The organism is Paenibacillus sp. FSL P2-0121 (assembly GCF_037975345.1).
GTDB classification, from domain to species: Bacteria; Bacillota; Bacilli; order Paenibacillales; family Paenibacillaceae; genus Paenibacillus_AQ; species Paenibacillus_AQ odorifer.
This window is the reverse complement of sequence record NZ_CP150245.1, coordinates 4,103,273-4,129,370: the sequence shown is the minus strand read 5'-3', so window position 1 is coordinate 4,129,370 and position 26,098 is coordinate 4,103,273. Positions and strand designations below refer to the sequence as shown.

The 26,098-nt window shown below is 43.8% G+C and carries 21 protein-coding genes; 16 read left to right on the top strand and 5 right to left on the bottom strand.

The genetic code is table 11. The features are described from left to right. The first annotated feature begins 24 nt into the window (after nucleotides 1–24). From MKY54_RS18235 to MKY54_RS18225, 3 genes are all read left to right on the top strand, one after another. Complete coding sequence (locus tag MKY54_RS18235) at nucleotides 25–708, top strand: Crp/Fnr family transcriptional regulator (protein WP_339187437.1); 684 nt, start codon at nucleotides 25–27, stop codon at nucleotides 706–708. 108 nt (nucleotides 709–816) lie between these two features. Beyond that, complete coding sequence (locus tag MKY54_RS18230; protein ID WP_076305396.1) at nucleotides 817–1,629, top strand: DNA alkylation repair protein; 813 nt, start codon at nucleotides 817–819, stop codon at nucleotides 1,627–1,629. Between the two features lie 239 nt (nucleotides 1,630–1,868). Beyond that, complete coding sequence (locus tag MKY54_RS18225) at nucleotides 1,869–3,419, top strand: acetamidase/formamidase family protein (protein WP_339187435.1); 1,551 nt, start codon at nucleotides 1,869–1,871, stop codon at nucleotides 3,417–3,419. Between the two features lie 77 nt (nucleotides 3,420–3,496). On the opposite strand, the gene MKY54_RS18220 is transcribed toward MKY54_RS18225, so the two are convergent. Then, complete coding sequence (locus MKY54_RS18220; protein ID WP_339187433.1) at nucleotides 3,497–3,943, bottom strand: Lrp/AsnC family transcriptional regulator; 447 nt, start codon at nucleotides 3,941–3,943, stop codon at nucleotides 3,497–3,499. A gap of 570 nt (nucleotides 3,944–4,513) precedes the next feature. Between MKY54_RS18220 and tyrS the strand changes: the two genes are divergently transcribed. From tyrS to MKY54_RS18205, 3 genes are all read left to right on the top strand, one after another. Next, nucleotides 4,514–5,773 carry a tyrosine--tRNA ligase gene (gene tyrS, locus MKY54_RS18215; RefSeq protein ID WP_076129736.1) on the top strand — a complete coding sequence of 420 codons (1,260 nt, stop codon included), beginning with the start codon at nucleotides 4,514–4,516 and terminating at the stop codon, nucleotides 5,771–5,773. A gap of 205 nt (nucleotides 5,774–5,978) precedes the next feature. Beyond that, the gene (locus tag MKY54_RS18210; protein WP_036688213.1) at nucleotides 5,979–6,266 is read left to right on the top strand and encodes a hypothetical protein; all 288 of its coding nucleotides are present in this window, start codon (nucleotides 5,979–5,981) and stop codon (nucleotides 6,264–6,266) included. A gap of 219 nt (nucleotides 6,267–6,485) precedes the next feature. Then, nucleotides 6,486–7,730 carry an anaerobic sulfatase maturase gene (locus tag MKY54_RS18205; RefSeq protein WP_076306133.1) on the top strand — a complete coding sequence of 415 codons (1,245 nt, stop codon included), beginning with the start codon at nucleotides 6,486–6,488 and terminating at the stop codon, nucleotides 7,728–7,730. Nucleotides 7,731–7,793: 63 nt separating this feature from the next. On the opposite strand, the gene MKY54_RS18200 is transcribed toward MKY54_RS18205, so the two are convergent. After that, nucleotides 7,794–8,993 (bottom strand): ROK family protein, encoded by a 1,200-nt coding sequence (locus MKY54_RS18200; protein ID WP_076182375.1) that lies wholly within the window; start codon nucleotides 8,991–8,993, stop codon nucleotides 7,794–7,796. Nucleotides 8,994–9,179: 186 nt separating this feature from the next. Here MKY54_RS18200 and MKY54_RS18195 point away from each other — a divergent pair, with 186 nt between their 5' ends. From MKY54_RS18195 to MKY54_RS18175, 5 genes are all read left to right on the top strand, one after another. After that, nucleotides 9,180–9,842: a chromate transporter gene (locus tag MKY54_RS18195; RefSeq protein ID WP_254857000.1), complete on the top strand. Its 663-nt coding sequence runs from the start codon at nucleotides 9,180–9,182 to the stop codon at nucleotides 9,840–9,842. Between the two features lie 11 nt (nucleotides 9,843–9,853). After that, the gene (locus MKY54_RS18190) at nucleotides 9,854–10,387 is read left to right on the top strand and encodes a chromate transporter (RefSeq protein WP_076129733.1); all 534 of its coding nucleotides are present in this window, start codon (nucleotides 9,854–9,856) and stop codon (nucleotides 10,385–10,387) included. A 35-nt stretch (nucleotides 10,388–10,422) separates the two neighbouring features. After that, on the top strand, nucleotides 10,423–11,400 hold the full coding sequence (locus MKY54_RS18185) for a formylglycine-generating enzyme family protein (RefSeq protein WP_076306132.1): 978 nt from the start codon (nucleotides 10,423–10,425) through the stop codon (nucleotides 11,398–11,400). Nucleotides 11,401–11,439: 39 nt separating this feature from the next. Next, nucleotides 11,440–12,273, top strand: coding sequence for an AraC family transcriptional regulator (locus MKY54_RS18180; RefSeq protein ID WP_339187427.1), 834 nt, complete (start codon nucleotides 11,440–11,442; stop codon nucleotides 12,271–12,273). 106 nt (nucleotides 12,274–12,379) lie between these two features. After that, nucleotides 12,380–13,768, top strand: coding sequence for a sulfatase (locus MKY54_RS18175; RefSeq protein ID WP_339187424.1), 1,389 nt, complete (start codon nucleotides 12,380–12,382; stop codon nucleotides 13,766–13,768). An 81-nt stretch (nucleotides 13,769–13,849) separates the two neighbouring features. On the opposite strand, the gene MKY54_RS18170 is transcribed toward MKY54_RS18175, so the two are convergent. Together MKY54_RS18170 and MKY54_RS18165 are read right to left on the bottom strand one after the other, a co-directional pair. Next, a complete protein-coding gene (locus tag MKY54_RS18170; protein WP_036688197.1) occupies nucleotides 13,850–15,628 on the bottom strand; it encodes a histidine kinase in 1,779 nt (592 codons plus the stop codon). Continuing rightward, on the bottom strand, nucleotides 15,615–17,054 hold the full coding sequence (locus MKY54_RS18165) for a response regulator (RefSeq protein ID WP_339187422.1): 1,440 nt from the start codon (nucleotides 17,052–17,054) through the stop codon (nucleotides 15,615–15,617). Before MKY54_RS18165 ends, MKY54_RS18170 begins: the two co-directional genes overlap by 14 nt. A 249-nt stretch (nucleotides 17,055–17,303) precedes the next feature. On the opposite strand from MKY54_RS18165, the gene MKY54_RS18160 reads away from it, so the two are divergent. The 5 genes from MKY54_RS18160 (at nucleotide 17,304) to MKY54_RS18140 (ending at nucleotide 24,417) form a co-directional block, all read left to right on the top strand. Further along, entirely contained in the window at nucleotides 17,304–18,272 is a 969-nt protein-coding gene (locus tag MKY54_RS18160; protein WP_339187420.1) for an ABC transporter permease subunit, read from the top strand. A gap of 24 nt (nucleotides 18,273–18,296) precedes the next feature. Further along, on the top strand, nucleotides 18,297–19,196 hold the full coding sequence (locus MKY54_RS18155; protein WP_076129726.1) for a carbohydrate ABC transporter permease: 900 nt from the start codon (nucleotides 18,297–18,299) through the stop codon (nucleotides 19,194–19,196). A gap of 57 nt (nucleotides 19,197–19,253) precedes the next feature. Continuing rightward, nucleotides 19,254–20,885: an extracellular solute-binding protein gene (locus MKY54_RS18150; protein WP_339187418.1), complete on the top strand. Its 1,632-nt coding sequence runs from the start codon at nucleotides 19,254–19,256 to the stop codon at nucleotides 20,883–20,885. Nucleotides 20,886–21,006: 121 nt separating this feature from the next. Next, nucleotides 21,007–22,902 (top strand): family 20 glycosylhydrolase, encoded by a 1,896-nt coding sequence (locus tag MKY54_RS18145; RefSeq protein WP_076194910.1) that lies wholly within the window; start codon nucleotides 21,007–21,009, stop codon nucleotides 22,900–22,902. A 15-nt stretch (nucleotides 22,903–22,917) separates the two neighbouring features. Further along, entirely contained in the window at nucleotides 22,918–24,417 is a 1,500-nt protein-coding gene (locus tag MKY54_RS18140) for an arylsulfatase (protein ID WP_339187415.1), read from the top strand. Between the two features lie 72 nt (nucleotides 24,418–24,489). On the opposite strand, the gene MKY54_RS18135 is transcribed toward MKY54_RS18140, so the two are convergent. Beyond that, nucleotides 24,490–25,944, bottom strand: a complete 1,455-nt coding sequence (locus MKY54_RS18135; RefSeq protein WP_339187413.1) for a sulfatase-like hydrolase/transferase — start codon at nucleotides 25,942–25,944, stop codon at nucleotides 24,490–24,492. Nucleotides 25,945–26,098 lie beyond the last annotated feature (154 nt).

Genomic DNA, 26,098 nt, shown 5'->3' with positions numbered 1-26,098 from the left:
ATAGCGTTTTATACAGGAGGGGCAATGGAAAAAAATCATTATTTATCTCAATTCAATTTGCTTCAATCGTTAGGACTGGAAGATCTAATTGAAATGGAAGAATTAACGCGAATAACAGTAGTCCCCAAAAATACATATATCCAAACACCGTCAACCTTTTCTGAAGGACTGTTTTTTGTGAAAAAAGGAAAGGTTCGCTTATACCAATTAAACGCAAACGGTAAGCAATTTACATCGGATATCCTCAGTGAGGGTAATGTTTTTGGTGAAATGGGTATGATTTCTTTTGGAACGAAGGAACATTATATTGAAACGATTGAGGAAAGCCATATCTGCACAATTGATCCTGCAAGGTTTGAAGAATTCATCTCTCACCGGCCTAGGTTTATGATGTCATTATTGCAAGTATTGAGCGACCGCATAAAAAGTATGAGTCAGTTAACTCAAAATCTAGCCATCGGAAATCTGCATGATAAAATATTGTGCGTTCTTTTAAAGCTAGCGGATCAGCATGGGGTTGAGCATAAGGATAATTGTTACAAAATTAATGTTCCTCTATCGCATCAAGAAATCGCTAATTTAATTGGAGCCAGCAGAGAAGCTGTAACAGTGGCATTGCAAGAATTGGTGAAAGCGGAGGTTATTCAGACAGGGTTCAGAACTATCTATATCCAGCGAGACAAGACTTTGGAAACAAATATAACATAGCTATCGAGTTGTAAACGAGATTACAGCTTCATTTTTAGAAACAACGGTATCCTAGCTATGACATGAAGGTGATTTAAGCTTTCAAATCATAGTGAAGGGACGATTTCCATGGAACACAGGAAGGGTGCTCGGAGGGTTACTGAAATTCCCGTTGAGATTGTAGAACTGCTGAATAAAGGATATTTACAGAGCGTGAATTTAACGGAATGGCTTGCTGTGGATCATCTTGTCTTGTTGGAAAATGTACTGAATGAGCTAGGTTTTGAACAGGAAGCTAAACCAATTTTACAAAGGCTGAATGCGTTATCGGAAAAGAAAATCATGAAGCTCATCCCGGTGATTTCACGTGAGTGGCAGCTTCTATTTGACTGTAAATCAGAGCTGGAACGTTCCCGGCTATTTGCTGTGTTGGCTCATCATAAATCCGATAGTGTTCGCTGCTGGGCTGCTTATATCGTGGGCCAGAATCATCAATGGAGTCTAGTTCAAAAACTAACAGCAATCCGTCCTTTTGCAGCGGATGAGCATTTTGGGGTGCGTGAGATTTCATGGATGGCTTTGAGGGAATCAGTCATTGCCGAGCTGGATGCTTCCATTGAATTATTAAAGGATTGGGTTCATGATCAGGACGCGAATATTAGGAGATTTGCGATCGAATTGACGCGCCCACATGGGGTATGGGCAAAGCATATTACAGCACTCAAAGAAAATCCAGCGATTGCCCTTCCGCTATTAGAACCGCTTAACTCTGATCCGGCAAAATACGTTCAGGATTCTGTAAGCAATTGGTTAAATGATGCTAGCAAAAGCCATCCGGCATGGGTACAGCAAATTTGTGATGAATGGTTGAACCTATCAGGTACCAAGGAAACAAAGCGGATTGTAACCCGGGCAACAAGAAGTATTACTGATCAAAAATAAAATTAGTGCATTACTTTAGACTGGATAATCCAACGCCAAACACTATGAGCTAATAAGTGTTGGCGTTTTTTATTGGGGAGTTAACTTGGATAATTCAAGAGAAAGACTCCTTCGTGTTTATTATTTAAACCGAAATTCGTGAAAATATTTATATTGTTAATCCTCAAGTCATCTGTTATACTCAGAAACACCAAATGTTATAAAAACTAACACTTATTAAAGGGATGGAGGATTTTCGTATGAAAAAACAAATAATTCGTAATGTAGGTGTCACGTTATCCCTATTTTTAGGGGTGAATTCGTTATCTGGTGTTATGTATGCTAACACAACGGACTATGCGTATAAACCAAAAACCCATGTTCTGAAGGCGAATTCGGAGACTGTTCGATGGGGGAATATAGGTAAGGGAGATCCAGCTCTAACTGTGCATTCGGGAGACATCGTAACGGTTGAGGCCATTACACATCACTCTGGTGATGATTACGAGCGGATGATTAAAGGAGATGCGGGAGTAGAGGATATTTTCCACTGGATTGAGGGGGAGAAGAACGAAGCGCTCCGCGGGCCAGGCGTACATATTATGACGGGTCCCATCGCTGTTGAAGGTGCTGAACCAGGAGATGTGCTGGAAGTTAAGATTCTGGACATGAAGCTGAGACCAAATGGGAATGACCAATACGCTGGCAAAACATATGGCGTGAATGCCGCAGCGAACTGGGGTTATCTATATGGAGATATGGTGGAGGAGCCGAAAAAGCGTGAGGTAGTAACCATCTACGAGATGGATACGGAGGGTGGAACAGATTATGCAACAGCTGTATATAACTACAAATGGTCTGTGCAAACCGATCCAGATGGTCAAGTGCACCCGACAATTGACTACCCGGGTGTTATCGTTGACCATAATACGATTGATAAGAACTTCGATGTGCTAAAAGGTGTGAAAATTCCGGTTCGTCTCCACTTTGGTACAATGGGTGTGGCGCCGAAAGAAGCGGATGTTGTTGACTCCGTTCCACCTTCTTACAACGGCGGTAACGTAGATGATTGGCGGATTACCGAAGGTGCAACGATGTATTATCCAGTATCCGTAGCTGGTGCACTTCTGTCGATCGGTGACCCGCATGCCGGTCAAGGTGATTCGGAGATTAACGGAACTGCGATCGAGACATCGGTCACTGGGGATATACAAGTCATTCTTCATAAAAAAGCATCGCTTAACAACAAGCTGAAAGGTTTAAACTTCCCATTACTTGAAAATGAGAACGAGTGGGTTGTGCATGGATTCAGCTACGCCAATTATTTGGAGGAGCTGGGGGCTAGTGCTCAGACGGATATCTTCAAAAACTCGTCCATCGACAAAGCGATGAAGGATGCCGCTCGTAAAACAAAAGATTTTTTAATGGCTGGAATGGAATTGAGCGAAGATGAAGCGTACTCTCTGATGTCTGTGTCAGCTGATTTTGGAATTACACAAGTGGTGGATGGAAACTGGGGCGTACACGCCTTAATTGATAAAGGTCAATTCGGCGATTTCGAGCGCAAGCCCGTGGTTTTACGGAGCAGCTTTGAGAACTTTGGAGCAAAGGTTGGCTGGCAGCCAGCCACTAAGACAGTTACGCTAAGTTACAATGGCAATGTTCTGGTGATGAAGGTTGGAGCGACAACGGGGATTTACAACGGAGAGACAGTGAAGCTTGCAGCCCCAATAAGTGTTGTGAACGGGAAGATCGTGGTCAGCGAATATTTCGTGAACTTTTATAAAGCTAAGCTGGCTAAGACAGAGTAGGACGAAATAGCAATTATTCGATAATCCTAAAAAAATCCATATGAGAAAAGAACCGTCTTTATAGGCGGTTCTTTTTCTTATATATTCATTCCGTCCTGATTTTTGTGGCGTTTTAATAAGATTTGGTTTTCTACACGTACCAGTCCATCCAGACAGTAGATTGATTCATGCATAAACCGTTCCATCTCTTCAAGATTCTCTACCAAGATGTGAATATGCAGAATACATGGTCCCGTCATTTCGTATAATACAGCTACGCGTTCGTTTTCCTTTAATACATCGACGATATGATTTAAATGAGCAGGTTCTACTTCAAGTTCCAGGTAGGCGGAGATTTTCTTTCCTAGCTTTTCAGCACTGATGACAATCGAGAACTGTTCAATAATCCCTTGATTGACTAGCCGATCAATACGATCTTTCACCGCGACACTTGATAAACTGACTTCTTTAGCTAGATCAGTATAGGAAATTCTGCTGTTTTGGGCCAGCCGCATCAAAATATGGTTATCGATAGGATCTAACATGCGGATTCGTTCACCTCTTTTTTCGTAATTGTATCAGAAAAAAAGTGGAAATGCCTAGTAGCGCTTTACAGTAGAAGTGTGTGACGGCATTCTCTCCTGAAGATAGTTGACATAAAAGAATTATTTCACTATACTGGCTGTAATCTTATATACGATATACGTTGAAGGAGCCCAGTAGTAACTTAGTCCCTGTTTCAGAAAGCCGGGGGTTGATGAAACCCGGTACACACTAAGCTTGCGAATTACACTTTGGAGTATCTCGGGTAATACCGAGCGGAATGGCGAACGATATCTCGTCAAGAGTGGTATCAATGGTATGCTTGAGCATAAGCGTTTCATGGGTGCAATCTGGGTGGTAACACGGTTATTCAATCGTCCCTATGTCTACAATAGACAAGGGGACGATTTTTTTTGTTTTTAAATATAAGGATTTATAGGGTTCACTTCATCAATACTCCTTATATTTCTCGCTGAAACGGTCCCGTCCTAATCAGGAGGGCGAACCGTTTCCGCTTGGCGGACTGATGTTTCATTTATAGGATAACTACTAATTTTGAGGGGTGTAAGGCAATGAATATTATCGACGAACTAGAATGGCGCGATGCCATCAATCAACAAACAGATGCCGAAGGGCTTAGAGAACTGACCAATCAAAAATCGGTATCCCTGTACTGCGGTGTAGATCCAACAGGTGACAGTATGCATATTGGCCACTTGATTCCATTCATGGTGCTCAAAAGATTTCAACTGGCAGGACATCGTCCGGTGATTCTTATTGGTGGGGCTACGGGAACGATTGGTGATCCAAGTGGACGTCAATCCGAACGCTCTTTGCAAACGCTGGAGCAAATCCAAGCCAACGTTGATGCACTTACAGCACAGATGAAAAAACTGTTCGTGACTGATGGCGACAATCAAATCCGCATGGTGAACAACTACGATTGGACGCATAAAATCAATGTTATCGAATTTTTGCGTGACTATGGTAAAAACTTCAGCATCAATTCGATGCTTGCCAAGGATGTTGTAGCGAGCAGATTGGACAGCGGAATTTCCTTTACGGAATTCTCCTACCAAATCCTGCAATCCCTGGACTACCTGCACCTGTTCCAGCATGAAGATGTGCAGCTGCAAATCGGTGGTTCTGACCAATGGGGGAACATCACAAGTGGCTTAGATCTGATTCGTAAAAAAGAAGGTTCTGAGGCGGTAGCATTCGGACTTACCATCCCGCTTATGCTGAAAGCCGATGGTACAAAATTCGGTAAAACAGCTGGCGGAGCCATTTGGCTGGATCCGAACAAAACGACAGCTTTTGAATTCTACCAGTTCTGGGCGAATACAGATGACCGTGATGTTGTGAAATACCTGAAGTACTTTACATTCCTCTCTAAAGAACAAATTGATGCACTTGCAGAAAAGGTGCAGACCGAACCGCATAAACGTGAAGCGCAAATAACACTGGCTGAAGAAATGACCAGATTCGTGCATGGTGAGGAATTGCTGGAGCAGGCTAAACGTATTACTGCCGCTCTGTTCAGTGGAGATATTAAATCTCTAACCGCTGACGAGATCGAGCAAGGCTTCAAGGAAATGCCGACCTACGAAACGACATTGGAGTCCAAAAATATTGTGGAGTGGCTGGTAGATCTAGGAATTGAGCCATCCAAACGTCAAGCGCGTGAAGACATCACCAAAGGCGCAATTTCCATGAACGGTGAAAAAGTTAGCGATGTAGCATTTGAAGTTACAGCCAGCGAAGCCATCGGCGGACGTTTTATCATTATCCGTAAGGGTAAGAAAAACTACAGCCTGGTGAAATTGTCCTAATAATAAGAAGCCTTCCTTATGAATAAGGAAGGTTTTTTGTTGTATTTTAAGTATAGAGGCCGACTATTTGCATAATAAGTGAAATTTGAAAGGTGAAATCGTCAAAATTATGGTAAGCTTAGGATTCGTGTGATTTATGGATTAACATGATATTCTACAACTATAACAGAAAATTAGGAGTGGTAATTTGAGAAGACAAAAACCAATGACCATGGAAGAATTGATGAATGAGTTACAAGGACAGAAAACGTATCAAGAAGATCCCAATCACATCTCTTTCGAGAAATTGTTTAATGAAGCGTTTATGAGTAAGTATTCCAATTACAAAAGTTTCGATGAGTTTGTAACCAAAGGGAACTTTCAAGTAAAGACAGAAGAAGATGTTGCTGACATACCTGATGAACTGTTTGATCGTCATGTTGTTAGGGAGACGAAGTTTGCGGATTGGAAATCCATGTTGGAAACAGCAAATAGAGAATACGTCCGTAATTAATAAGACTAGTCTCTAACTACCGTTAGACTCATCCACAAAGAAACTGCACACCCTTATTGCTTTGTACCAACGGACAATGGGGAGTGCAGTTTTTTTGTGCCCAGTTATTTGACCAGCTATGATGTTTTACTCATCGTTGACTCGCAGATCTATGATTTAATTGAACAAATAGGAATTAGGTTTTACAAAGATAGTATTACATAGGAGGGGCAGAATCGTATGACTGCATGTATACAAACCTCTAAGCAGAAGACCCTTCATGTCATGTGGAAAACCGTCTCAGAGGATTGTAATCTAGCCTGTGATTATTGCTATTACAGTACTGCCGGGGGACATCCTCAGCAACCGATCCGAGTGATGGATACGGAGCTTCTGGAGCGGTTTATCGCTCAGTACATGAAAAGATCATCAGGGATAGCGACTTTCTCTTGGCAGGGTGGGGAGCCATTATTGGCCGGACTTCCGTATTTTGAACAAGTGATTTCATTTCAAGCTAAGTACGCTCCGACTCATACGATGATCAGTAATGCACTGCAGACCAATGGAACGCTTATCCATGAGAAATGGGCGAAATTTTTTAAACGGTATAACTTTTTGGTCGGGATTAGTCTGGATGGTCCAGAGCCTATTCATGATGCTCATCGTGTAACGGGTTCGGGGAAAGGCAGTTATGATCTAGTTATGCGTGGGATTCGTCATTTACAGAATGAGGGTGTGGAGTATAGTATTCTGACAGTGATTCATGAAGATAACGTGACGAAACCAGATGAGTTGATGGCATTTTACCAAGAACATAAATTTCCTAATATTCAGTTTATCCCCTGCATGGATTTTGTTTCTCAGAAAAGTGATGTAGCGGGACGCTTCCGAATTACACCTGAACAATACGGAGTCTTTTTATGCCATACATTTGACCTGTGGTACAACGGTGGGTACCCAGAGCTTCCTATTCGTATTTTTGAGAATATGCTTCTTGTATTCATGCATCGTGAGGCAGAGTTATGCGTTCACAACTCATGTTGCCCGAAGATGATGGTGCTTGAAACGAACGGGGATGCCTACCCTTGCGATTTCTTTATTGATGAAGAGCATAGGCTAGGAAATATCGGCCAAACTGACTTGGAAGCACTGCTAAGCAGCCCAGTATATGATGATTTTTTGTTAATGAAGCCCAATATGAATGAATCATGCTATAAGTGTGAGTACCTTAGCTTTTGCAATGGGGGATGTCCGCGCAACCGGAATTGGCTTGATGTTAATGATCGGACTGAGGTTGATTATTTCTGCCACAGCTACAAAATGTTCTACTCATACGCCTATGAACGCATGCTATTACTGGCGAACCGACTTAGATCGGAGCGGATGCTGGAGTACAGGAAAAGTGCAAAACCACTTCCAGGTCGAAATGATCCATGTTTCTGCGGAAGCGGGAAGAAATTCAAAAATTGCTGTCAGGCATTATAGATTAGACTAGACAAGGTTGTCCCAACAGTCATGCAAAGGATTGGGAGCAACCTTTTTGTTATGCTATAGAACCATATGATTTCTCACCATTATTGCCGCACCCGTCACCACAGCTTCTTCTTTTAATATACCTAGGGAGAAGTGAGGTTGGTATTCAGGATAACGGTAAGTGTTTCTCTGTGCCACCTCCACCGCTGTTTGGAAAAACAACTCGTGAGAGTGAATGAGTGCACCGCCTAGAATGATGGTCTCTGGATGAAACAGGTTGATAACGTTGGCGAGTCCGATCCCGAAGTGGCTGGCAGCTTGGGTAAATAATTCACGCGCGTGTGGATTACCGTCTCTAAAGGCTTGTACCAATACATCATAAGTCAGCTTCTCAGGCGCCACTTTATATCTTTGGAGGATCAGATCGTTGTCCATTTTCGCCTCTGAGCGCGCACTTTGTTCTAGTGCCTGCACAGATACGAATGCTTCCAGAGCCCCGTAGTTCCCGTCATGATTTAATCGGGGTCCATCTGTCTGGATGATCATTTGACCAATGGCATCTTCCATATCCATTGTGCCATGAACAATACTTCCATGCGACATCATCGCATAGCGGAGTCCTGCTCCAGCATGTACATAAAGCATATGCTGAATGTTTGCGTGACGGATAGACCATCGTTCCCCAAGCAGTGCAGAATTGGCACCGTTGTCCAACCATGCCTTGAACCCCGTCCGTTCCTCTACCAGTTTGCAAATCGGCAGATTGTTCCAGCCTGAAGAAGGGAAGTGCAGCGGTTTTAGGATCAAGCCTTGTTCCCGATCAAGTGGCCCCACAGCCCCTATTCCTATCCCGATGATTTGACTGTCCACTAACTGATGGTCCCTAAGGAAAGCGCGTATTTGAATACTGATATGATCTATAAATCTTTCAGGTGTGAATGCCTGATCCATTCGCCAGTGAACTATTGATTTTGGGTTCATTTGCATATCAAATAAACCAAGGGAAGAATACACCCTGGAAATCTCTAAACCGATTATATAACCGTAGGAAGGATTGATCTGGTATAAAATAGGTCTTCTGCCTCCGCTAGATTCTCCAAATCCGCTTTCTATCAGCAAGCCTTCTTCCGTCATCTCATCTAATATCCGGGTCATTGTGCTTTTGGTAAGCGAAAATGTCTGTAAAAGATCCAACTTGGAAACAGTGCCTTGTTCGGCGATTCGGTCGTATAGGAGTTTTTTTGGTGACGGAATATGTGTCGAGCGCTTTTCCACGATATACCTCCAAGCTATATATAGGATGAACTTGTAAGATCGTTTTTTATATAGTTTGTATTTATTAACATGAATATAGTATAACTCATAAACCCTTGGTTGTATTTTACCGTTCAAAAAACTTAATTCCATTTTGGGAAAAAGTGATATAATGAAATTACGACAGATTATATAAGGGTGGATTCCATGAGAACAACTATGAAAACAAATATGATACCGAATACAGACCTGAGGATAAGTCTATTGTTTCAGTTGTTTTGGGTATTTGTTCGAATTGGTCCTGTAACCTTCGGGGGAGGTTATGCGATGATCCCTATGATCGAACGGGAAATTTCCGCTAAACGAAAATGGCTGGGTGAAGAGGAGATGGATGAAATTCTATCTTTAGCTGGTGCTGCACCTGGGGGTGTAGGTGTAAATGCAGCAGCATTCATTGGTTATCGTCTTGCTGGTGTGAAGGGTGCGATTGCTGCAATCGCAGGGATAACGATTCCGACCTTTATCATTGTTTGTTTGCTTAGCGCCGTATACTCCCAACTGGCAGACCAGCCAAAAGTCATTGCCGCTATGAAAGGGATAAATGGTGCTGTTATTGCCTTGATCCTAGTAGCTGCATATCGAATGGCCAAGAACGCTATAATTGACAAGACTACCGCTGTTACGGCGTTAGTTATACCGGTTGTTTTACTGGTTTTCGGAATTAATCCCATTTACGTGATTGCAATTGGTTTATGTATTGGGTTTGTATATCTGCAAATTAAACAGCTCTTAGGGCTCCAAGTTCGAACGGAGAAGGAGTCCTTGAAAGCTTCTGATGAAGAATCGAATTATCCGGAGTATTACATCTAGGGGGAAGCGATGTGATTTGGAGTTTGTTTTTCACTTTTATAAAAATTGGCCTTCTTTCTTTTGGAGGAGGGTACGCCATCATTCCGATGATTCAGCATGAAGCTATGGCTGGGGGGTGGTTATCCGAAGGGGAATTCCAAGAGGTAGTTTCCATCGCAGGGATGTCACCCGGGCCTGTTGCAACGAACAGTGCAACCTTGATCGGATATCGTATAGCCGGAATCGAAGGAGCGATTGTGTCAACATTAGGCATGGTTCTGCCCTCATTTTTAATCATCATCGTTATTTCCGTCTTCTTTTATCGGGTGAGGGACAGTCAATGGATTAAAACGTTATTTTATGGTTTGCGGCCAGTGATTACAGGCTTGATTGCCTATGCTGCGATTCGTTTTGGCTTAAATAGCGTGGAACATGCTTTTATTACTTGGCAGACCCTTGGCATGTTGATCATTGTATTCGCTGCACTTTATGGTTTAATGAAATATAAGCTGCATCCGCTCACCATTATCGTTGCTTCTGGCATTCTTGGGGTAGCTTTTTTTTAGACAGAGCCGGGACAATCCCAGATTGGAGGTAAATCATGTCAGAGAATATACGGGCTTGTTGTTCAGCTAGTCGAAATCAAGTCGCGAAACAAGAATCTATTGATGTTTGTAAGGAGAACACAACGGTTCAAGGAGTAACAGGGGATAAAGATTTCTCGGACATGATCCTTATCCCTGGAGGCACTTTTCTTATGGGGACGGATGATAAGGAAGGGTTCCCCGCAGATGGAGAAGGGCCGACTAGGAAGGTTACCTTATCTTCCTTTTTGATGGATGCAACGGCGGTTACGAACAAGCAGTTTGCTGCTTTTATCAAGGAAACAAACTATGTTACAGATGCGGAACGATTTGGATGGTCTTACGTGTTTCATTCTTTTGTTTCCATGGAGACTGGGAAAAAGGTGACCCAAGTAGCCACTCAAACCCCCTGGTGGTGGGTGGTGGAGGGAGCGGATTGGTGTCATCCTGAAGGTCCGGATTCCCATGTAGATGAACGACTTGATCATCCGGCTATTCACCTATCATGGCATGATGCGGATGCATATTGTCGTTGGGCTGGTAAACGTCTGCCTACGGAAGCGGAGTGGGAGTATGCCGCACGAGGAGGACTGGTTCAGAAACGGTATCCTTGGGGGGACGAATTAAAACCAGGCGGAGAGCATCGCTGTAATATATGGCAGGGAAAGTTTCCCGATAAAAATCATGCCAGCGATGGTTTTGCAGGTACCGCACCTGTAAGTTCCTATCTGCCTAACGGCTATGGTCTTTATAATATGTCAGGAAACGTGTGGGAATGGTGCGCGGATTGGTTTACTAAGGATTATCATTTATCTTCCGAAGCCGTGAATCCGAAAGGTCCAGTAAGTGGTGTCGCAAGATCGATGCGTGGAGGATCATATTTGTGCCATAAATCTTACTGCAACCGTTATCGGGTGGCGGCTAGAAGCAAAAATACTCCAGACAGCTCTGCCGGAAATATTGGCTTTCGATGTGCGGCTGATTATACAGGTTAGAGCACTTTTACGACTACTACATAAGAAGGAGGAACTTCCTTGTCCTCTATCATCCATAGTCAGTTTGACATCAGCGTGCTGGACGTCCTAAAGATTCAATATCAGAAGCGGATCCTGTTCGATTACGTCCAGTCTTGTTATACCGTCTCTTATATCCAAAAAGGTGAGGTATTGACGACATCCTCCGAAGGAGAATATGTTGCTTCTGCCGGAGACGTGATGATCCACCGTCCTAACGAGCCTTTTAATGTGATCTCCAAAACGGATGGCATACATTATCTGTTTAATATTAACGCTAAAGTTAAAGACGGAGATGACTTCTTTAAGTTATTCCCTCTAGGCAAGGTGATTCGGGTCCGGGATCGAAGCGAATATGAGCGAAGATTTGACGAATTGCGGAGCCTGTGGTTGCAGGAGGAAGATGATTTCAGGAATGTTCAGGTCGGTTCATTGGCATTTTTTCTTCTTTATGAAATTATGGAGAGTACCAAGCTTGGCGGGCGACGTTCTTCACGAGATCCCTTTATCACCGACCGCTTTAACGAAGCGTTGCAATATATGGAGGAGAGGCTTGATCAAGAGATTAGTAGAGAGGAGCTTTCCAAGCTCTATCATATGAATCCTGTTTATTTTAGCCGGGCATTTCAGAAAATATATAAACTGACACCCATGCAAATGCTGCGAAAATTGCGGCTGCAGCAAGCTAAACAAATGCTGGAATATACGGATTATACAGTCGAGCATATCTCCCAGAGATGTGGTTATTATGATGCTTCACACTTCAGCAAGGTATTTCGTGGCGAATACGGCAAGGGGCCGGCAGAGTACCGGAAAAGTATCGAATTTACAAATACAAACATCGCTGCTCCATAGCGGAGTTTTCCATATTCATTTACTCTTATAAGCATGAGCAGATCATTCTAAGCTGCCTGAATCGAGCGTAACCATTTCGATGAAAAGGAAAGGCAGGGAATAACTCATGAGAATCTTGTATTTGGATTTGGATTCGCTTCGCCCGGACCATCTGGGATGTTATGGCTATCATCGGAATACCTCCCCGAATATCGATTCAATCGCTAAAGAAGGTGTCACCTTTACCAACTACTATTGTTCAGATGCTCCTTGCCTGCCGTCTCGTTCCGCTTTAATGTCGGGGCGATTTGGCATTCATAATGGGATTGTAGGGCATGGCGGAACCGCTGCTGATATGCGTAGAGAAGGAGCCAAACGTGAATTCAATGACCGTCTGGGGATGGAGAGCCTTCCGGCTATATTAAGGCAAGCGGCGATGAAAACCGCATCGATCAGCACCTTCTCTGAACGTCACTCGGCTTGGACCTTTAACGCCGGGTTCCAAGAAGTGTTTAATGTTGGTGGTAGAGGGCATGAGACGGCAGAGCAGGTGCTTCCAGTGGCACTTAAATGGCTTGAAGATAATGGGGAGTCCGAAAATTGGTTTCTGCACCTGAATTTCTGGGATCCGCATACGCCTTATCGTACACCTGAGAGCTACGGTAATCCATTCAAGAAGGAGCCTTTACCCGATTGGATCACGGAAGACGTGTTTGAGCTTCACCGAATTAAGAAGGGGCAGCATAGTATTGAAGATATGAATACGCTCGCGAAATCGCATTATCAGCAGCATTTCAGGCATCAGCAGGAGATAGAGAACCGTGATGACCTGCGTGTTATCTTTGACAACTATGATGCTGGAGTTAAGTATCTGGACGAGCATCTCGGGAAAGTTTTTTCTAAGCTGAGAGAACTTGGCGTGATGGAAGATACGGCTATCTTGATCTCTGCGGATCATGGAGAGAGTCTGGGTGAACTAGGAATTTACTCCGAACATGGCACAGCAGACGAGGCGACTTGCCGTATTCCGATGATTGTTCGCTGGCCAGGGGGCAAGAAGGGAATCGTGGAGGAGGGGCTACATTATCACCTTGATCTAGGACCTACATTAGCGAGCCTTTTGAATTTGAAAGGGGCTGCTTCTTGGGATGGTGAAAGTTATGCAGGTGCCATTCTGGAGGGGAATTTGGGAGGGCGTGAGTATCTCGTAATCTCACAATGCGCGCATGTGTGTCAACGCAGCGTCCGGTTTGCGGATTGGTTATATATACGTACCTATCATGACGGACACCATGGATTCCCGCAAGAAATGCTGTTTGATTTGAAGCATGATCCTTATGAACAACATAATCTTGCCGAAGTGCGTAAAGACGTTTGTATGGAGGCTGTCTATTTGTTGAATGAATGGCATGATCATATGATGGGCTCCATGGATTGTGATATCGATCCATTATGGACGGTACTTATGGAAGGTGGACCCTACCATGCCAAAGAGTATCTGAGCTCATCCTTATAGGATGCTTAATAATATCCTAGTAAATGCGGTGAATGAAAGACATATGAAAGGGAGGTTGCCCTGAATGGGCAACCTCCCTATTTATGTTCTCGCTTTTTGTGGATCTATTAAAGATCCGGGAAGCCTCAAAACGGTCTTCGTCCCGCTACCCTCCTTACTGTACAGCAGAACGCCGCAAGGATCGCCATACTTAAGATTTAGACGATTATTGACATTTAGGAGACCGATATGATCTCCTGATTCTATATTCTTACCAGCCAGCAACTCCGTAAGTTGTTCCAGTCTTGTTGTATCGATACCTACACCATTATCTTCAACCACGATTTCAAGCAGCCCCGCTTCGTTTTTCTCTACGGAGATCAGCAAAATTCCTTGTCCTTGTGCCTCAAGCCCATGACCAAGCGCATTTTCAACAATAGGTTGAAGGATCATTTTAGGCACGGGAATGTGTAGCCATTCCTGTGGACACAACAGCTTGTAAGTAAATTTGTCCGGGAAACGGCCTTGGTAAATCCTCACACAAGATTCCGCGATTTTCAGCTCTTCCCCAAGAGTTACCTCCTCTTTGCCTTTGATGCTGTACTTGAGCATTGTGCTTAAGGCGGTAGTCATCTCGAAGATATCCCGATTTCCTTTTACGATCGCAACGCCCTTGATTGTATCTAAAGTATTGCTTAAGAAATGCGGATTAATTTGACTTTGTAAATACGAATATTCCGCCCGCTGCTTTTCCAGATCGGTCAGATAAAGTTGAGTTGAAGCATCGATTAATTGGTCCGTCAAATCGTGGATCCGTGTGGTCATATCGTTGAACTGTCGAGAGATGATTTCAATCTCAGCATAGCCCTTTAAATCGACCTTGTTGTTCAATATCCCCAGACTTCCACCCTTTAATTGATTCATATAGCGCATAAGCCTAGACAACGGTCTTAAGAGATTCATCATAAGTACAGAATAGGGAATAGAGACGACCAGCAAGATTAAGGCTAGAAGAGCATAGCTGACCTTCTTCAATTTCTCCAGTTCTTTCATTAAATTATGGACAGGAACAGCAGTTATGATTTTTCCAGAGATCTCCGGTAAGCTAAAGGACTGAATTGCATATTTCTTTCCATGAACCGTCTCGACGATGGACTCTCCATCCCTTCCAGTTGCCCGAGTTTGAAACTGCTGGAGCATATCCTCCGGCTCATTGCTATTAGAGTAGATCATGCCTTTATCATCCATCATAAAAAAGCTGGTTCCGACCAATCGGGGATACTCAGAAATTTCAGTTTGAATGGCTTTCATATCTACAATAACTGCGAGATAGCCAATTTTTTCACCATATAGGGACGTGTCACCTGAAGCGAAGATGTTCATCCCGAAAAGCAGTTTTCTCTTGTCGATGACTTTGTCTGGAGGACTGTATCCGCGATAATGAACGATTCCATCCTCCTCAGCTGTTTTCATAAGATCGATAGCATATTTTGTTCTTCCTGCTAAGGAAATACGTGTGTTTGAGCTACCGATAACAATAATATCTAAGATATCCGTGTTCATATTTCGGGCGATGCTCAACAATCCTTCAACTTTTTGGGATAGATCGTAGACTCGAAGCTTATCATTCTCGACTAGGAACTTTTGGACGGTCGAATCGTAACCCACATTCATCATCATGGAAGAGACGTTGGCATAGTTGTCAGAAATCCGTTGTTTGAGGAGGGAGACCAGCTCCGTATTGTATTGCGTATTTTGATTAATGATAGTCTCGCTTGATAGTTGGTAGACTCGTGAAACGATGATTGGGATAATGGCAACAATAAATAACCCGAATAGCAAAACCTGAGTACGGATGGATAGTCTCTTAAATGTCTTCATTGTTTAGTTCCCTATATTGTGTAGGTGTCATTTTGAGATGCCGCTTAAAAATTCGTGTGAAATAGAAATAATCCTGAAAACCGCATTTCTCACCGATTTGGTAAATGGAAAGGTTGGTTTCGATCAGCGTTTTACAAGCGTATTCAATTCGTAAACGACTGATATGTTCGATGATGGTCTCGCCGACCTCTTTTTTGAATAATTGGCATAAGTAATTTGGGCTTAAAAAAAACTGATTGGCTAATTGCTGGATCGAAATCTCTTGATTGAAATGGTTGCGGATGTATAACATGATTTCTTTGACTTTGTGGTTTGAGATTCGTGAAATATCAGATTCGTTTCTGTTCATAAAAATATCAAGTGTCATAAGAATCAGATCATCGATCATAGCTTCAGCCGTGCCGTACCGATAATAGAGCTGTTCATATCCTTCAAAAAAACGGCCGCTAACCCGAGTCCCTTCCCGAGGAAATAAGTAGAGGATCGATGTATAGAGCAAATAGGCTTCTTTAATGGTGAACGTTCCCTCTTTGAATAATTTCTTTATCGATTCCATGGCTGCTATGAAACCGAGCCGGTCTTTATTATGAAGAATCCGGGAAATCTCTTTGAGTTTCTCGTCGATCGGTATGTCCTGCTGTGGATTCACCCTGTAACATCCGGGCATCCCTGTTGCGAACATACTGAAAGCAGCATGAGAGGCGGACTCTAAAGACGCATCTAATTGGTGTATATCCGAAATAGGAGGACCGATCCCGACTCCGCACTCTTGTACAACTTCTGTTTGTTCAAGACCCTGGAGGAAGACTTCGTATTGGCACTCTTCCAATAAGTAACCATACCGACGGCGGCTCATTGGGAAGACCAGGGAAGAGAACTGCCTGACATCTACAGGTGAACTTAACCCTTGGATAACAATGGGGATATGAGGGGTATCTTTCGACAAGGGTATTTTCTTCTCATCCAACCATAAGTTAATTCGTTCAAGATCTCCGGAACAAACCGCTTCATAAAGTTCGAAGTCGTGGATAGGTTGTTCTTTAACTGTCTTGGAATCGTGTTGCTGGGCTATTCGGTTGAGCATTCCTTCAATTTCTTCGATTTCAAAGGGTTTGAGGCAATATCCGAAAGTGCCATAATTCATTGCTTTTTGTGCATAAGCGAACTCGGCATGTCCGCTGAGTACGATAAAGATCGTATCCGGCGCGATGGCCTTGCCACGTTGAATGAGCTCTAGTCCATTCATAACAGGCATCTTGATATCTGTTAGAACAAGGGTGGGGCGAAGCGATTGAATTAATTGAAGGGCTTCTTGCCCGTTTTCGGCATCGTCGATCACTTCAAAGCCGTATTTCTTCCAATTCACTCCTGCTTTAATTCCTTCTACAATCCACTTCTCATCATCTGCAATAATTACTGAACGCATAAGTGAATCCCCCTCTCTTTATAGAGCTCTTAGATTTATCCTAGCGATTGTGGACCAAGGGGGGTATGGACGATCTTACGCTCACTATGTCCGATATTACGTGCCACAGGAAGGTCTCCCGCAAAGGTGTGAAAAATCCACATGATCGGAGTTGTATTCTCTATACAAGAGAATTTACACTCCCGATATAATTTACCATATAAATCGCTTACAAGCATAACAAACTCATACAGAAAGGTGGGGAGAAGATTGGCTGATTCTGTAACCGCTCGTACACCTAAACGAAGCTTAAAAACTCGTGCTCCAAAGCAAAGTTTAGAAAAAACGATTTTACAGTACAAGTATTTTTACCTCATGGTTCTACCGGTGTTAATCTGGTATGCCCTCTTCAGCTATGCTCCCATGTACGGTGTAACGCTAGCGTTCAAAACATTTAATTACAGTGAGGGGATTCTGGGAAGTCCTTGGGTTGGGTTGGAGAATTTTCAAACGCTGCTGACCGACCCCGATTTTCGCAAGGCGTTTTGGAATACGGTCATTATCAGCTTGATGAAGCTGGTCACTCATTTCCCGATGCCCATTATCCTGGCGATTGTTTTATATGAGTTTTCCAGGACAAAAATGAAGCGTTTTTTTCAGACGATCCTGACGTTCCCACATTTTATATCGTGGGTTGTACTGTCGGGGATTATTATCAATATTTTAAGCAAGGACGGGATTTATAACCAGATCATCATGCTGTTTGGTGGAGATCCGAATTCTCCTCTTGTCGATGAAAATGCATTCAGACCCGTTCTGTATATCACGCATGTGTGGCGAGAGATCGGTTGGGATTCAATCATTTACCTGGCGTCTCTGGCAGGGATCAATCCTGAGCTGTTTGAAGCGGCTGAAGTGGACGGAGCGAACCGGTTTCGCCGTTTGCTAAACATCGCATGGCCGGGTTTGAAGAGTACAGTCGCAGTTCTGTTAATCCTTCAAGTTGGACAACTACTAACCCAAGGTTCGAGCTTCGAGCAAATTTTCAACCTGTATAGTTCGCCGGTATATTCGGTTGCCGACACGATCGATACTTACATTTATCGGACTTCCTTCACGATTGGAGGAGACTTTGGATATATGACCGCCGTGGGTGTCGTCAAGTCCATTATCAGCCTAATCCTTTTATGGGCGGCCAATACGTTCGCTAAGAAGATGGGCGAGGAAGGGCTGTATTAATCTGCAGGAAAAGGGGAGAAGCAAGTGACCGACACAACGGTTAAAAAGAGAAAAAAGTGGAGTGTCTTCGATATCGTCGCATTCGTGGTTCTGGGGCTCCTAGCAATAGTAACATTTTTTCCTTTCTATAATGTTCTTATTATCTCTGTGGCAAAGTTCGAAGCGATTAGTAAAAGTGACTTTTATATTTTTCCGCTTTCGTTTGACCTGTCCGCTTACAAGCTTTTGCTTCAGGATATGAAGTTTTGGACTTCCATCTTTAATTCTGTCATCGTAACTGTGGTTGGCGTGTTGTTCAGTATGACAATCTCTGTGGCGGGAGCTTACGCATTATCCAAGCGGGGTATGCCCGGCAGAAACATAATGCTCAGCTTGATCTTGTTCACTATGTTTTTCAATGGCGGTTTAATTCCTTTTTACTTAGTCGTTAAGGATCTAGGATTCGTAAACAATATACTCGTCATGATCATCCCCGCGGGTCTCAATACGTTTTATCTAATCATTATGAAAAACTATTTCAATACCATTCCAGAAAGCTTGGAAGAATCGGCTAAGCTGGACGGGGCGAATGATCTGTACATTCTTTTCAAAATCATTATTCCGATCTCTGCTCCATTCATGGCGACTTTTGCTTTGTTCTATGCTGTGGAAAGATGGAATGAATGGTGGTATGCGCTGATTTTTATCAGTGACGCTGCAAAAGCACCACTTCAGATTTATCTGCGGGAGACACTTATTACTTCGAATTCCTTGCTAAGCCAAATGGCACAAACGATGGCCGAGCAGGAGCAGACGGGGAAGGTCTACACACCTGCACTTCAAATGGCAGCGATTGTAGTTTCGAGTATTCCGATTATTGTTGTTTATCCGTTCCTGCAGAAGCATTTTAATAAAGGGATTATGGTGGGTTCAATAAAAGGATAAGAAAGATTTTAAATAGATTGATTCTATCCTAAAATAGTATAAAGGGAGGTTTCAAGCATGCATAGAAAGAAAATAATGACATTGGCATTATGTATAACTTTGTTGGCTTCAGTACTCACGGCTTGCGGTGGAGGCAATAACGGCAAAGGGCAGGCTGGTTCAAACGGTGAAACATCTCCGAATTCTTCTAACTCCACGGATAATCCTTACAAGGATCCAATGACCATTTCTCTTGGGTTTTGGGATGCGGATGCCGAGATTGCTAACATCGAAAAGGACCCGATCGCTAAACAAGTATTGGAGAAATTCAACATCACACTAAAACCTGTCAATTTGTCTTGGGATGACTATACCCAGAAGATTCAAATGTGGGCCGCTTCCGGCCAATTGCCAGACATTTTCGCGATCGACGCCGTCGGCACGCAATATCAGCGCAAATGGGTGAATCAAGGCGTTGTCAAAGCGCTCCCGGATCTTTCAAAGTATCCAAACCTTGCAAAATACTTCGAATCGCCAGATATTAAAGGATTAGGAGTAGATGGAAAGTATTATACTGTGCCTCGCCGGATGTTCCCGAGTGTTGATTGGAGCGCACTGGATCGTATGGTCTTCTATCGTTGGGATCTTGCTCAAAAGGCTGGGATCACCAAAGAGCCAGAGACATGGGAAGAGTTTGAAGCCATGCTTGATGCAATCGTAAAGTCGGATCCGGAAGGCAAGCATGTTACTGGTCTTACGACGACAACTACCAAGATGCTGGGCGGATTCTTCTGGTTGTATGGCAACCCGGTTGCTACTAGTGATGGAAGCGGCAGTGATTTTAAATGGATCAAAGAGGATGGAAAGTTTATCCCTGCTGTATTCTCTAAAAATGCGCTGCCAGCGCTGCAAAACATGAAGAATATGTACGAAAAAGGATTGATCGATCCAGACATCGCGCTCGTCAAACCAGCAGAGTCCTATGACAATTTCGTAGCAGGCAAAGCAGCTGCTCTTCTAAGCGGTGGAGGTTTCATAAATTTAAATAGCGATATGTATGAAAAACGCTGGAAAACAGCTTATCCGGATAAGGATATGTCGGAGAGCGTGAAGGCGCTCAAGCCGCTTATCGGTCCTGATGGTGAACGCTCACATGCCATCTTTAAAACATACTGGTCAGAAAGCTATTTCAGCAATAAGATTGACGATAAAAAGATGGATCGCATCATGGCACTCTATGATTATGTGTTGTCTCCTGAAGGCAAGGATCTGTTGACTTATGGCATCGAAGGTGTAGATTATAAGCTCGAAAATGGGCAGAAGGTTGTCATTGAAAAGGGTTCATTAAATGAGAAGTATCCAGCTAGCAGATTTCTGAAGAATTTGGTGGCTTATGAAACTTCAGATAGCTATAACATGGATAACCCGACGATTGCTAATGAAGGAATTCGCAAAGAAGCTGTCGATTACATCGACTGGATTCAGAACAATACAAAGGTGCCAGAATACGACATTAGGTTAACTTATATGTCCACCCCAACAAAGGATAAATTTACTGTGCTTGACCATGATGATTTGCTTAAGATCATGCTTTCCAAAGAACCCGTTGAGAGTTACTGGAATAGCATTGTGAACGATTATAAGGCTAAAGGTCTTGATAAAATGATAGAGGAAGTAAATGAGAAGTCCAAGGAACAAGGTATTGAATAATGGATGAATAGAGAAGATCCGGGCGCTAGTAGCCCGGATCTTCCGTTTAATTATTTGAAGTATGGCTTAGACTGTGCGGCGTTACAGACCGCATACTTATAAGATTGGGAGGGTAAAGTCTATGAACCTTAGCATTCATTTGACAGGGTTAACCGAGAAACAGTTAGCAGCTGTTTCAGAAGTAGCGGGAATATTGAGTATTCGAATGGAACGCTCAGGGATACCAGTGATTTGTAAGAAGCAAGGGAAGGGCATTCGAATATCTTACGATGAGGCTCAGGTCACCATTGCGTATGAACAGGAACATCAATTGTTCCGGGCACTCAGCCGATTTCTTGAGAACGTACGCCGTGGAGAACGAGTTGAAATTAATGAACGGCCGGTTTATGAACAGTTAGGCTTCATGGTAGACTGTTCGCGAAATGCGGTTCTTAACTATGAAGGATACAAGGAATTGATCCGGCGTTTAGCGCTTATGGGATATTCAACGGTTCAGTTGTATACGGAAGACACCTACGAACTGGAGGGATACCCTTATTTCGGCTATTTGCGAGGCCGATATACAGGAGATCAAATTCGGGAGCTGGATCAGTATGCCGCGTTATTTGGCATAGAACTGGTTCCTTGTATTCAGACCCTGGCCCATCTCGGCCAAGCGTTGAAATGGCAGGCACATGCACCGCTTGTGGATTTCCAGGATATTCTCCTTATTGATGATCCCAGAACTTATGAGTTAATTGATCGAATGTTTGCTTTTATGTCGGCTCATGTAAGCAGTCGCCGCATAAATATCGGGATGGACGAAGCTCATATGATGGGACTTGGTAAATATCTGGATAAGCATGGGTATCAGGATCGCTCCTCGTTAATGTTAAAACACTTTAGCACTGTTATGGAGATCGCCAGAAAATATGGTTTCCAGACGATGATGTGGAGCGACATGTTTTTTCGTCTGGCCAGTTCCGGAGAATATTACGATGCTGAAAGTCCAATTAGCCCTGATATTGTAAAGCTGATTCCTGAAGATGTTACCTTGATCTACTGGGATTATTATTCGGAAACGCAGGAGAAATACGACGGGATGTTAAGCAAACATAAGCAGCTGAATGATCATATTGGATTTGCAGGTGGTGCTTGGAAATGGATGGGCTTCGCTCCAAACAATGAATTCAGTCGCCATGTCAGTCTGCTGGCTCATGATAGCTGTGTTAAGTATGGAATTCAAGAAGTGTTGATTACCGCATGGGGAGATAATGGCGCTGAAGCTTCCGTTTTCTCGGTTCTTCCTACCCTTCAACTTTGGGCGGAGCTCTGCTACACGAGATGTTTCGTGGAGAACCATGTCAAAGAAAGATTCAGTAGCTGCGTGCAAGGCAATTATGATGACTTTATGGCACTCGATGCGGCCAACTTGGTTCCGGGTAATTCGGCACCGGGGGGATGTTCTATCAATCCGGCTAAATACTTGCTTTATCAAGATATTTTATGTGGTTTGTTCGATCGACATGTTATTCCTAGCGCGTATTCGAAGCATTATCAGCAAAGTGCAGAAAAGCTCGAACAGGCGATCACTCGCAATTCGCCTTGGCAATCCTTATTCTCTGTACAAGCCAGCTTGTGTCGCTTGCTCGAAATAAAGAGCGAAATCGGGATTTCTATACGCGAAGCTTATCATCGTGGAGATTTAGAGGAATTGGCTCACTTTGCCAAGGTGACTTTGCCACAATTATCTGATTTGGCCAGACAATTCATGGACGACTATCGAGTGCAATGGGAGCAGGAAAATAAGGTGTTTGGTCTTGATGTCTTTGATCTTCGTATGGGAGGATTGCTTCAGAGAATCAGAACGGCGATTCATCGAATCAATCGTTATGTCGAAGGGAACGTGGAACAGATTGCTGAATTAGAAGAGGAGCTTCTGACGTTCGACGGCCTTGTTGACGAGGGCAACCCCAGGGCGATAAGTGCGAATTTATGGCACACGATTGCAACACCATCTGTGATCGCTGGGGTTTAAGAAGGGGGTGAGGTTATGATTGATACTAATCTGGACAATCAAAAGGACACAAAGCAGCCTAACCTTCTGCTTATCACCGTAGATCAGATGCGTTTTGATTGCCTGAGCATTATGGGACATCCCGTCGTTGAGACACCCAACCTGGACGCTCTGGCATCAAGGGGGATCTTATTTGAGCACGCGTATTCGGCTACCCCCAGTTGTATTCCCGCCAGGGCTGCTATCATGACAGGAATGGGGCAAAGATCACATGGCCGGGTTGGTTATCAGGATAAGGTTGAATGGAATTACGCCCATACGATTGCCGGAGAGCTTGCTCAAGCTGGTTATCATACGCAGTGTGTTGGCAAGATGCATGTGTATCCTGCACGTAATCTATGTGGATTCCATAATGTGGTGCTTCATGATGGATATCTTCACTACAATCGGGATAAGAACCAAACGTTCCATGATGAACACTATGATCAAGTGGACGATTATTTGCAGTGGCTGCGAAGACAAACTGATACCAATTCGGATATCACTGACTTAGGCCTCGATTGCAACGCCTCAACGGTTGCCCGCCCCTGGCACTTGCCGGAAGCGATGCATCCAACGAATTGGTGCGTAACCGAGTCGCTAGACTTTTTGCGAAGAAGAGATCCTGGGAAACCATTTTTCCTATGGTCTTCCTTCGTTCGCCCGCATTCCCCCTTGGATCCGCCACAATGTTATCTAGATATGTACAAGGACTTGGAATTTCCTGATCCTCCAATCGGAGATTGGGTGGACGAGAGTGCTGCCTTAAACGGAGCTAAGGATCCAACTTCTTCGTTCACTAATTTGCCAAAGCGCAGATTGGATCGTGCCCGTGCCGCGTATTACGCGCTAATTACGCATCTTGACGACCAAATTGGGAGGTTGATCAATGGGCTGCAGGAGTATGGAGTTTTAAATGAAACTTTGATTCTATTTACTTCTGATCATGGTGAAATGATGGGGGATCACCATTACTTCCGGAAATCTCTTCCTTATGAAGGAAGTGCTAAGATTCCTTTCATAGTGTTTGATCCGGGAGAAACGCTTGGACTTCTTGCCGGCTCCCGGCTTGATTCCATTGTAGAGCTTCGCGATATTATGCCCACATTTCTTGAAGCTGCTGGCGTCCAAATACCATTTACAGTAGAAGGGCAAAGTGTGTTGCCGCTGTGCAGGGGAGATCAGACATTGTGGCGATCTTATATTCATGGGGAACAAGCCTATGGAGAAAAGTCCCACCACTTCTTAACGGATGGAAGAGAGAAATTTATTTGGTATTCTCAGACAGGGGAAGAGCAGTATTTTGATTTAGCGGCAGACCCCTCTGAGAAGATTAATGCGATAGGCTGTATTGATAAATTCGAGCGCATAAAAGAATGGAGAGAGCGTCTTATTCACGAGCTGGAGGGACGAGAGGAAGGGTTTGTAAACAACGGCGAATGGATTGCCGGACGCCCAATTTCTCATATTCTAAAGGCATCCCAATTGGGGAAATAATCATAACTTAGGGCAACCTGAACTTTCAGGTTGCCCTAAGTCTGTTAAGGATAGAAAGAAAGGTTAGTGAATTTACCAGCTACTCCGGCGTTCAGGCAAAGGGTCCTGATCTTGAATCATTCGATGGACGAGCAATTCAACCATCGAATGGCGAATATCACTATAATCGGGATCTTCAAAACGATTGGAGTTCTCATGAGGATCCTCTTTCAAATCATACAATTCACCGTAGGTCTCACCTGCGAAGATCACCAGCTTATAGCGTGTTGTACGCAAACACTTAGCGTTAATGCCGCGATCATGAGCAATATAAGCGGTTAGGGCAGAATTGCGCACATGGGACTCTCTTCCAGCCAGCACCTCCATCTGTGACACACCTTGAATTCCGTAGGGAGTTTTGAGACCTGCGGCTGCAAGCAGTGTGGGGACAATATCAACATGTTCCATCAAAGCAGGGACCCGTTGCCCGGAAGCAATCCCAGGACCGCGTACGATCATCGGGATTCGTGTTAACCCTTCATAAAACCACGGCCCTTTGTAAATCAGCCCATGGTCACCGAGCAGTTCTCCGTGGTCGCTGGTGAAGAGGATGACTACATCATCGTACATATCTTTTTGACGCCAAGCTTTTATAATACGTCCGATCTGCTCGTCAATGAAGGTAATCATCGCATAATAATTTCGGGTGAGCCGTTTCATATGCGCTTCATTAAGAGAATGCTCCTCACCGCCACCAGGCCAATATCCTCCATGACTCTGACGCAGCAGATGTGGAGGACGAAGATGCACGTCGTCTGCTTCGCTGGCTGGAGATGGAATGTCAGTGTCAGCGTACATATCCGCGTAAGCTTTTGGAGGGTCAAAAGGGTGATGTGGATCGACGAAACTGGTCCATAAAAATAGCGGTTGTTCGGTTTTGTGGGCGAGGATCACATCGATACTCCGTTCAGCAATCCAGTATGACTGGTGTAGCTCTGGAGGGATTTCGCTCTCCCACACATCGTTTTGAGCATTAGAAGCTCTGTAACGGTCCTTGCTGAAACGTTCTGCCGCTTCAGGGTTGCGCTCTCTAAGCCACTCCATATATTCCCCGATACAATTGTCTTCCGTAATATGATGTTCATCAAATCCGTAGTACGTTCCATCGGAAGCTCTTCCGCGGTCACGATAAGCAGGCTCTTCATATTCTTGTGAAAAGTCCCCCTTCATCTGAGGGCGGAAATGCATCTTTCCTATACCGATGGTTTTATAATCCGCTTTCTTTAAATGATCGCATAAGGTAAGTTCGTCTTCTCTGAGTGTGGTACCGATGTTCCAGGCACCGTGAACATGCGGATACCTGCCTGTAAAAATGGAAGAACGTGAAGGCGTGCAAACAGGACTAGCGCAGTAAGCACCAGTGAAGAGTGTGCCTTCCGAAGCAAGCTTGTCAAGCTCAGGTGTCAGTACGGAAGCGTTTTCGATACCTAGTGCGTCCGCACGCATTTGATCTGTGGTAATTAACCAAATATGAGTTCTTTTTGACATCCGTAACAACCCCCTATGAATATAGTGTATAGCATCACAAAAGCCTCTAGCAACCAATGAATTCTCCATATATTTCATTAGAATCGTCCATATGGGTTGATATTTTTATTACCTATAATTAAATAGTCTATCTCAATGTTGGAGGAGAAATTAT

What these genes read in the sequence shown, in the direction of transcription:
- MKY54_RS18210 (WP_036688213.1), top strand. Translation starts at nt 5,979, where the DNA reads ATGACCATGGAAGAATTGATGAATGAGTTACAAGGACAGAAAACGTAT.
- MKY54_RS18185 (WP_076306132.1), top strand. Translation starts at nt 10,423, where the DNA reads ATGTCAGAGAATATACGGGCTTGTTGTTCAGCTAGTCGAAATCAAGTC.
- MKY54_RS18145 (WP_076194910.1), top strand. Translation starts at nt 21,007, where the DNA reads ATGAACCTTAGCATTCATTTGACAGGGTTAACCGAGAAACAGTTAGCA.
- MKY54_RS18220 (WP_339187433.1), bottom strand. Translation starts at nt 3,943, where the DNA reads ATGTTAGATCCTATCGATAACCATATTTTGATGCGGCTGGCCCAAAAC.
- MKY54_RS18165 (WP_339187422.1), bottom strand. Translation starts at nt 17,054, where the DNA reads ATGCGTTCAGTAATTATTGCAGATGATGAGAAGTGGATTGTAGAAGGA.
- MKY54_RS18230 (WP_076305396.1), top strand. Translation starts at nt 817, where the DNA reads ATGGAACACAGGAAGGGTGCTCGGAGGGTTACTGAAATTCCCGTTGAG.
- MKY54_RS18150 (WP_339187418.1), top strand. Translation starts at nt 19,254, where the DNA reads ATGCATAGAAAGAAAATAATGACATTGGCATTATGTATAACTTTGTTG.
- MKY54_RS18175 (WP_339187424.1), top strand. Translation starts at nt 12,380, where the DNA reads ATGAGAATCTTGTATTTGGATTTGGATTCGCTTCGCCCGGACCATCTG.
- MKY54_RS18135 (WP_339187413.1), bottom strand. Translation starts at nt 25,944, where the DNA reads ATGTCAAAAAGAACTCATATTTGGTTAATTACCACAGATCAAATGCGT.
- MKY54_RS18170 (WP_036688197.1), bottom strand. Translation starts at nt 15,628, where the DNA reads ATGAAGACATTTAAGAGACTATCCATCCGTACTCAGGTTTTGCTATTC.
- MKY54_RS18205 (WP_076306133.1), top strand. Translation starts at nt 6,486, where the DNA reads ATGACTGCATGTATACAAACCTCTAAGCAGAAGACCCTTCATGTCATG.
- MKY54_RS18140 (WP_339187415.1), top strand. Translation starts at nt 22,918, where the DNA reads ATGATTGATACTAATCTGGACAATCAAAAGGACACAAAGCAGCCTAAC.
- MKY54_RS18195 (WP_254857000.1), top strand. Translation starts at nt 9,180, where the DNA reads ATGAGAACAACTATGAAAACAAATATGATACCGAATACAGACCTGAGG.
- tyrS (WP_076129736.1), top strand. Translation starts at nt 4,514, where the DNA reads ATGAATATTATCGACGAACTAGAATGGCGCGATGCCATCAATCAACAA.
- MKY54_RS18225 (WP_339187435.1), top strand. Translation starts at nt 1,869, where the DNA reads ATGAAAAAACAAATAATTCGTAATGTAGGTGTCACGTTATCCCTATTT.
- MKY54_RS18235 (WP_339187437.1), top strand. Translation starts at nt 25, where the DNA reads ATGGAAAAAAATCATTATTTATCTCAATTCAATTTGCTTCAATCGTTA.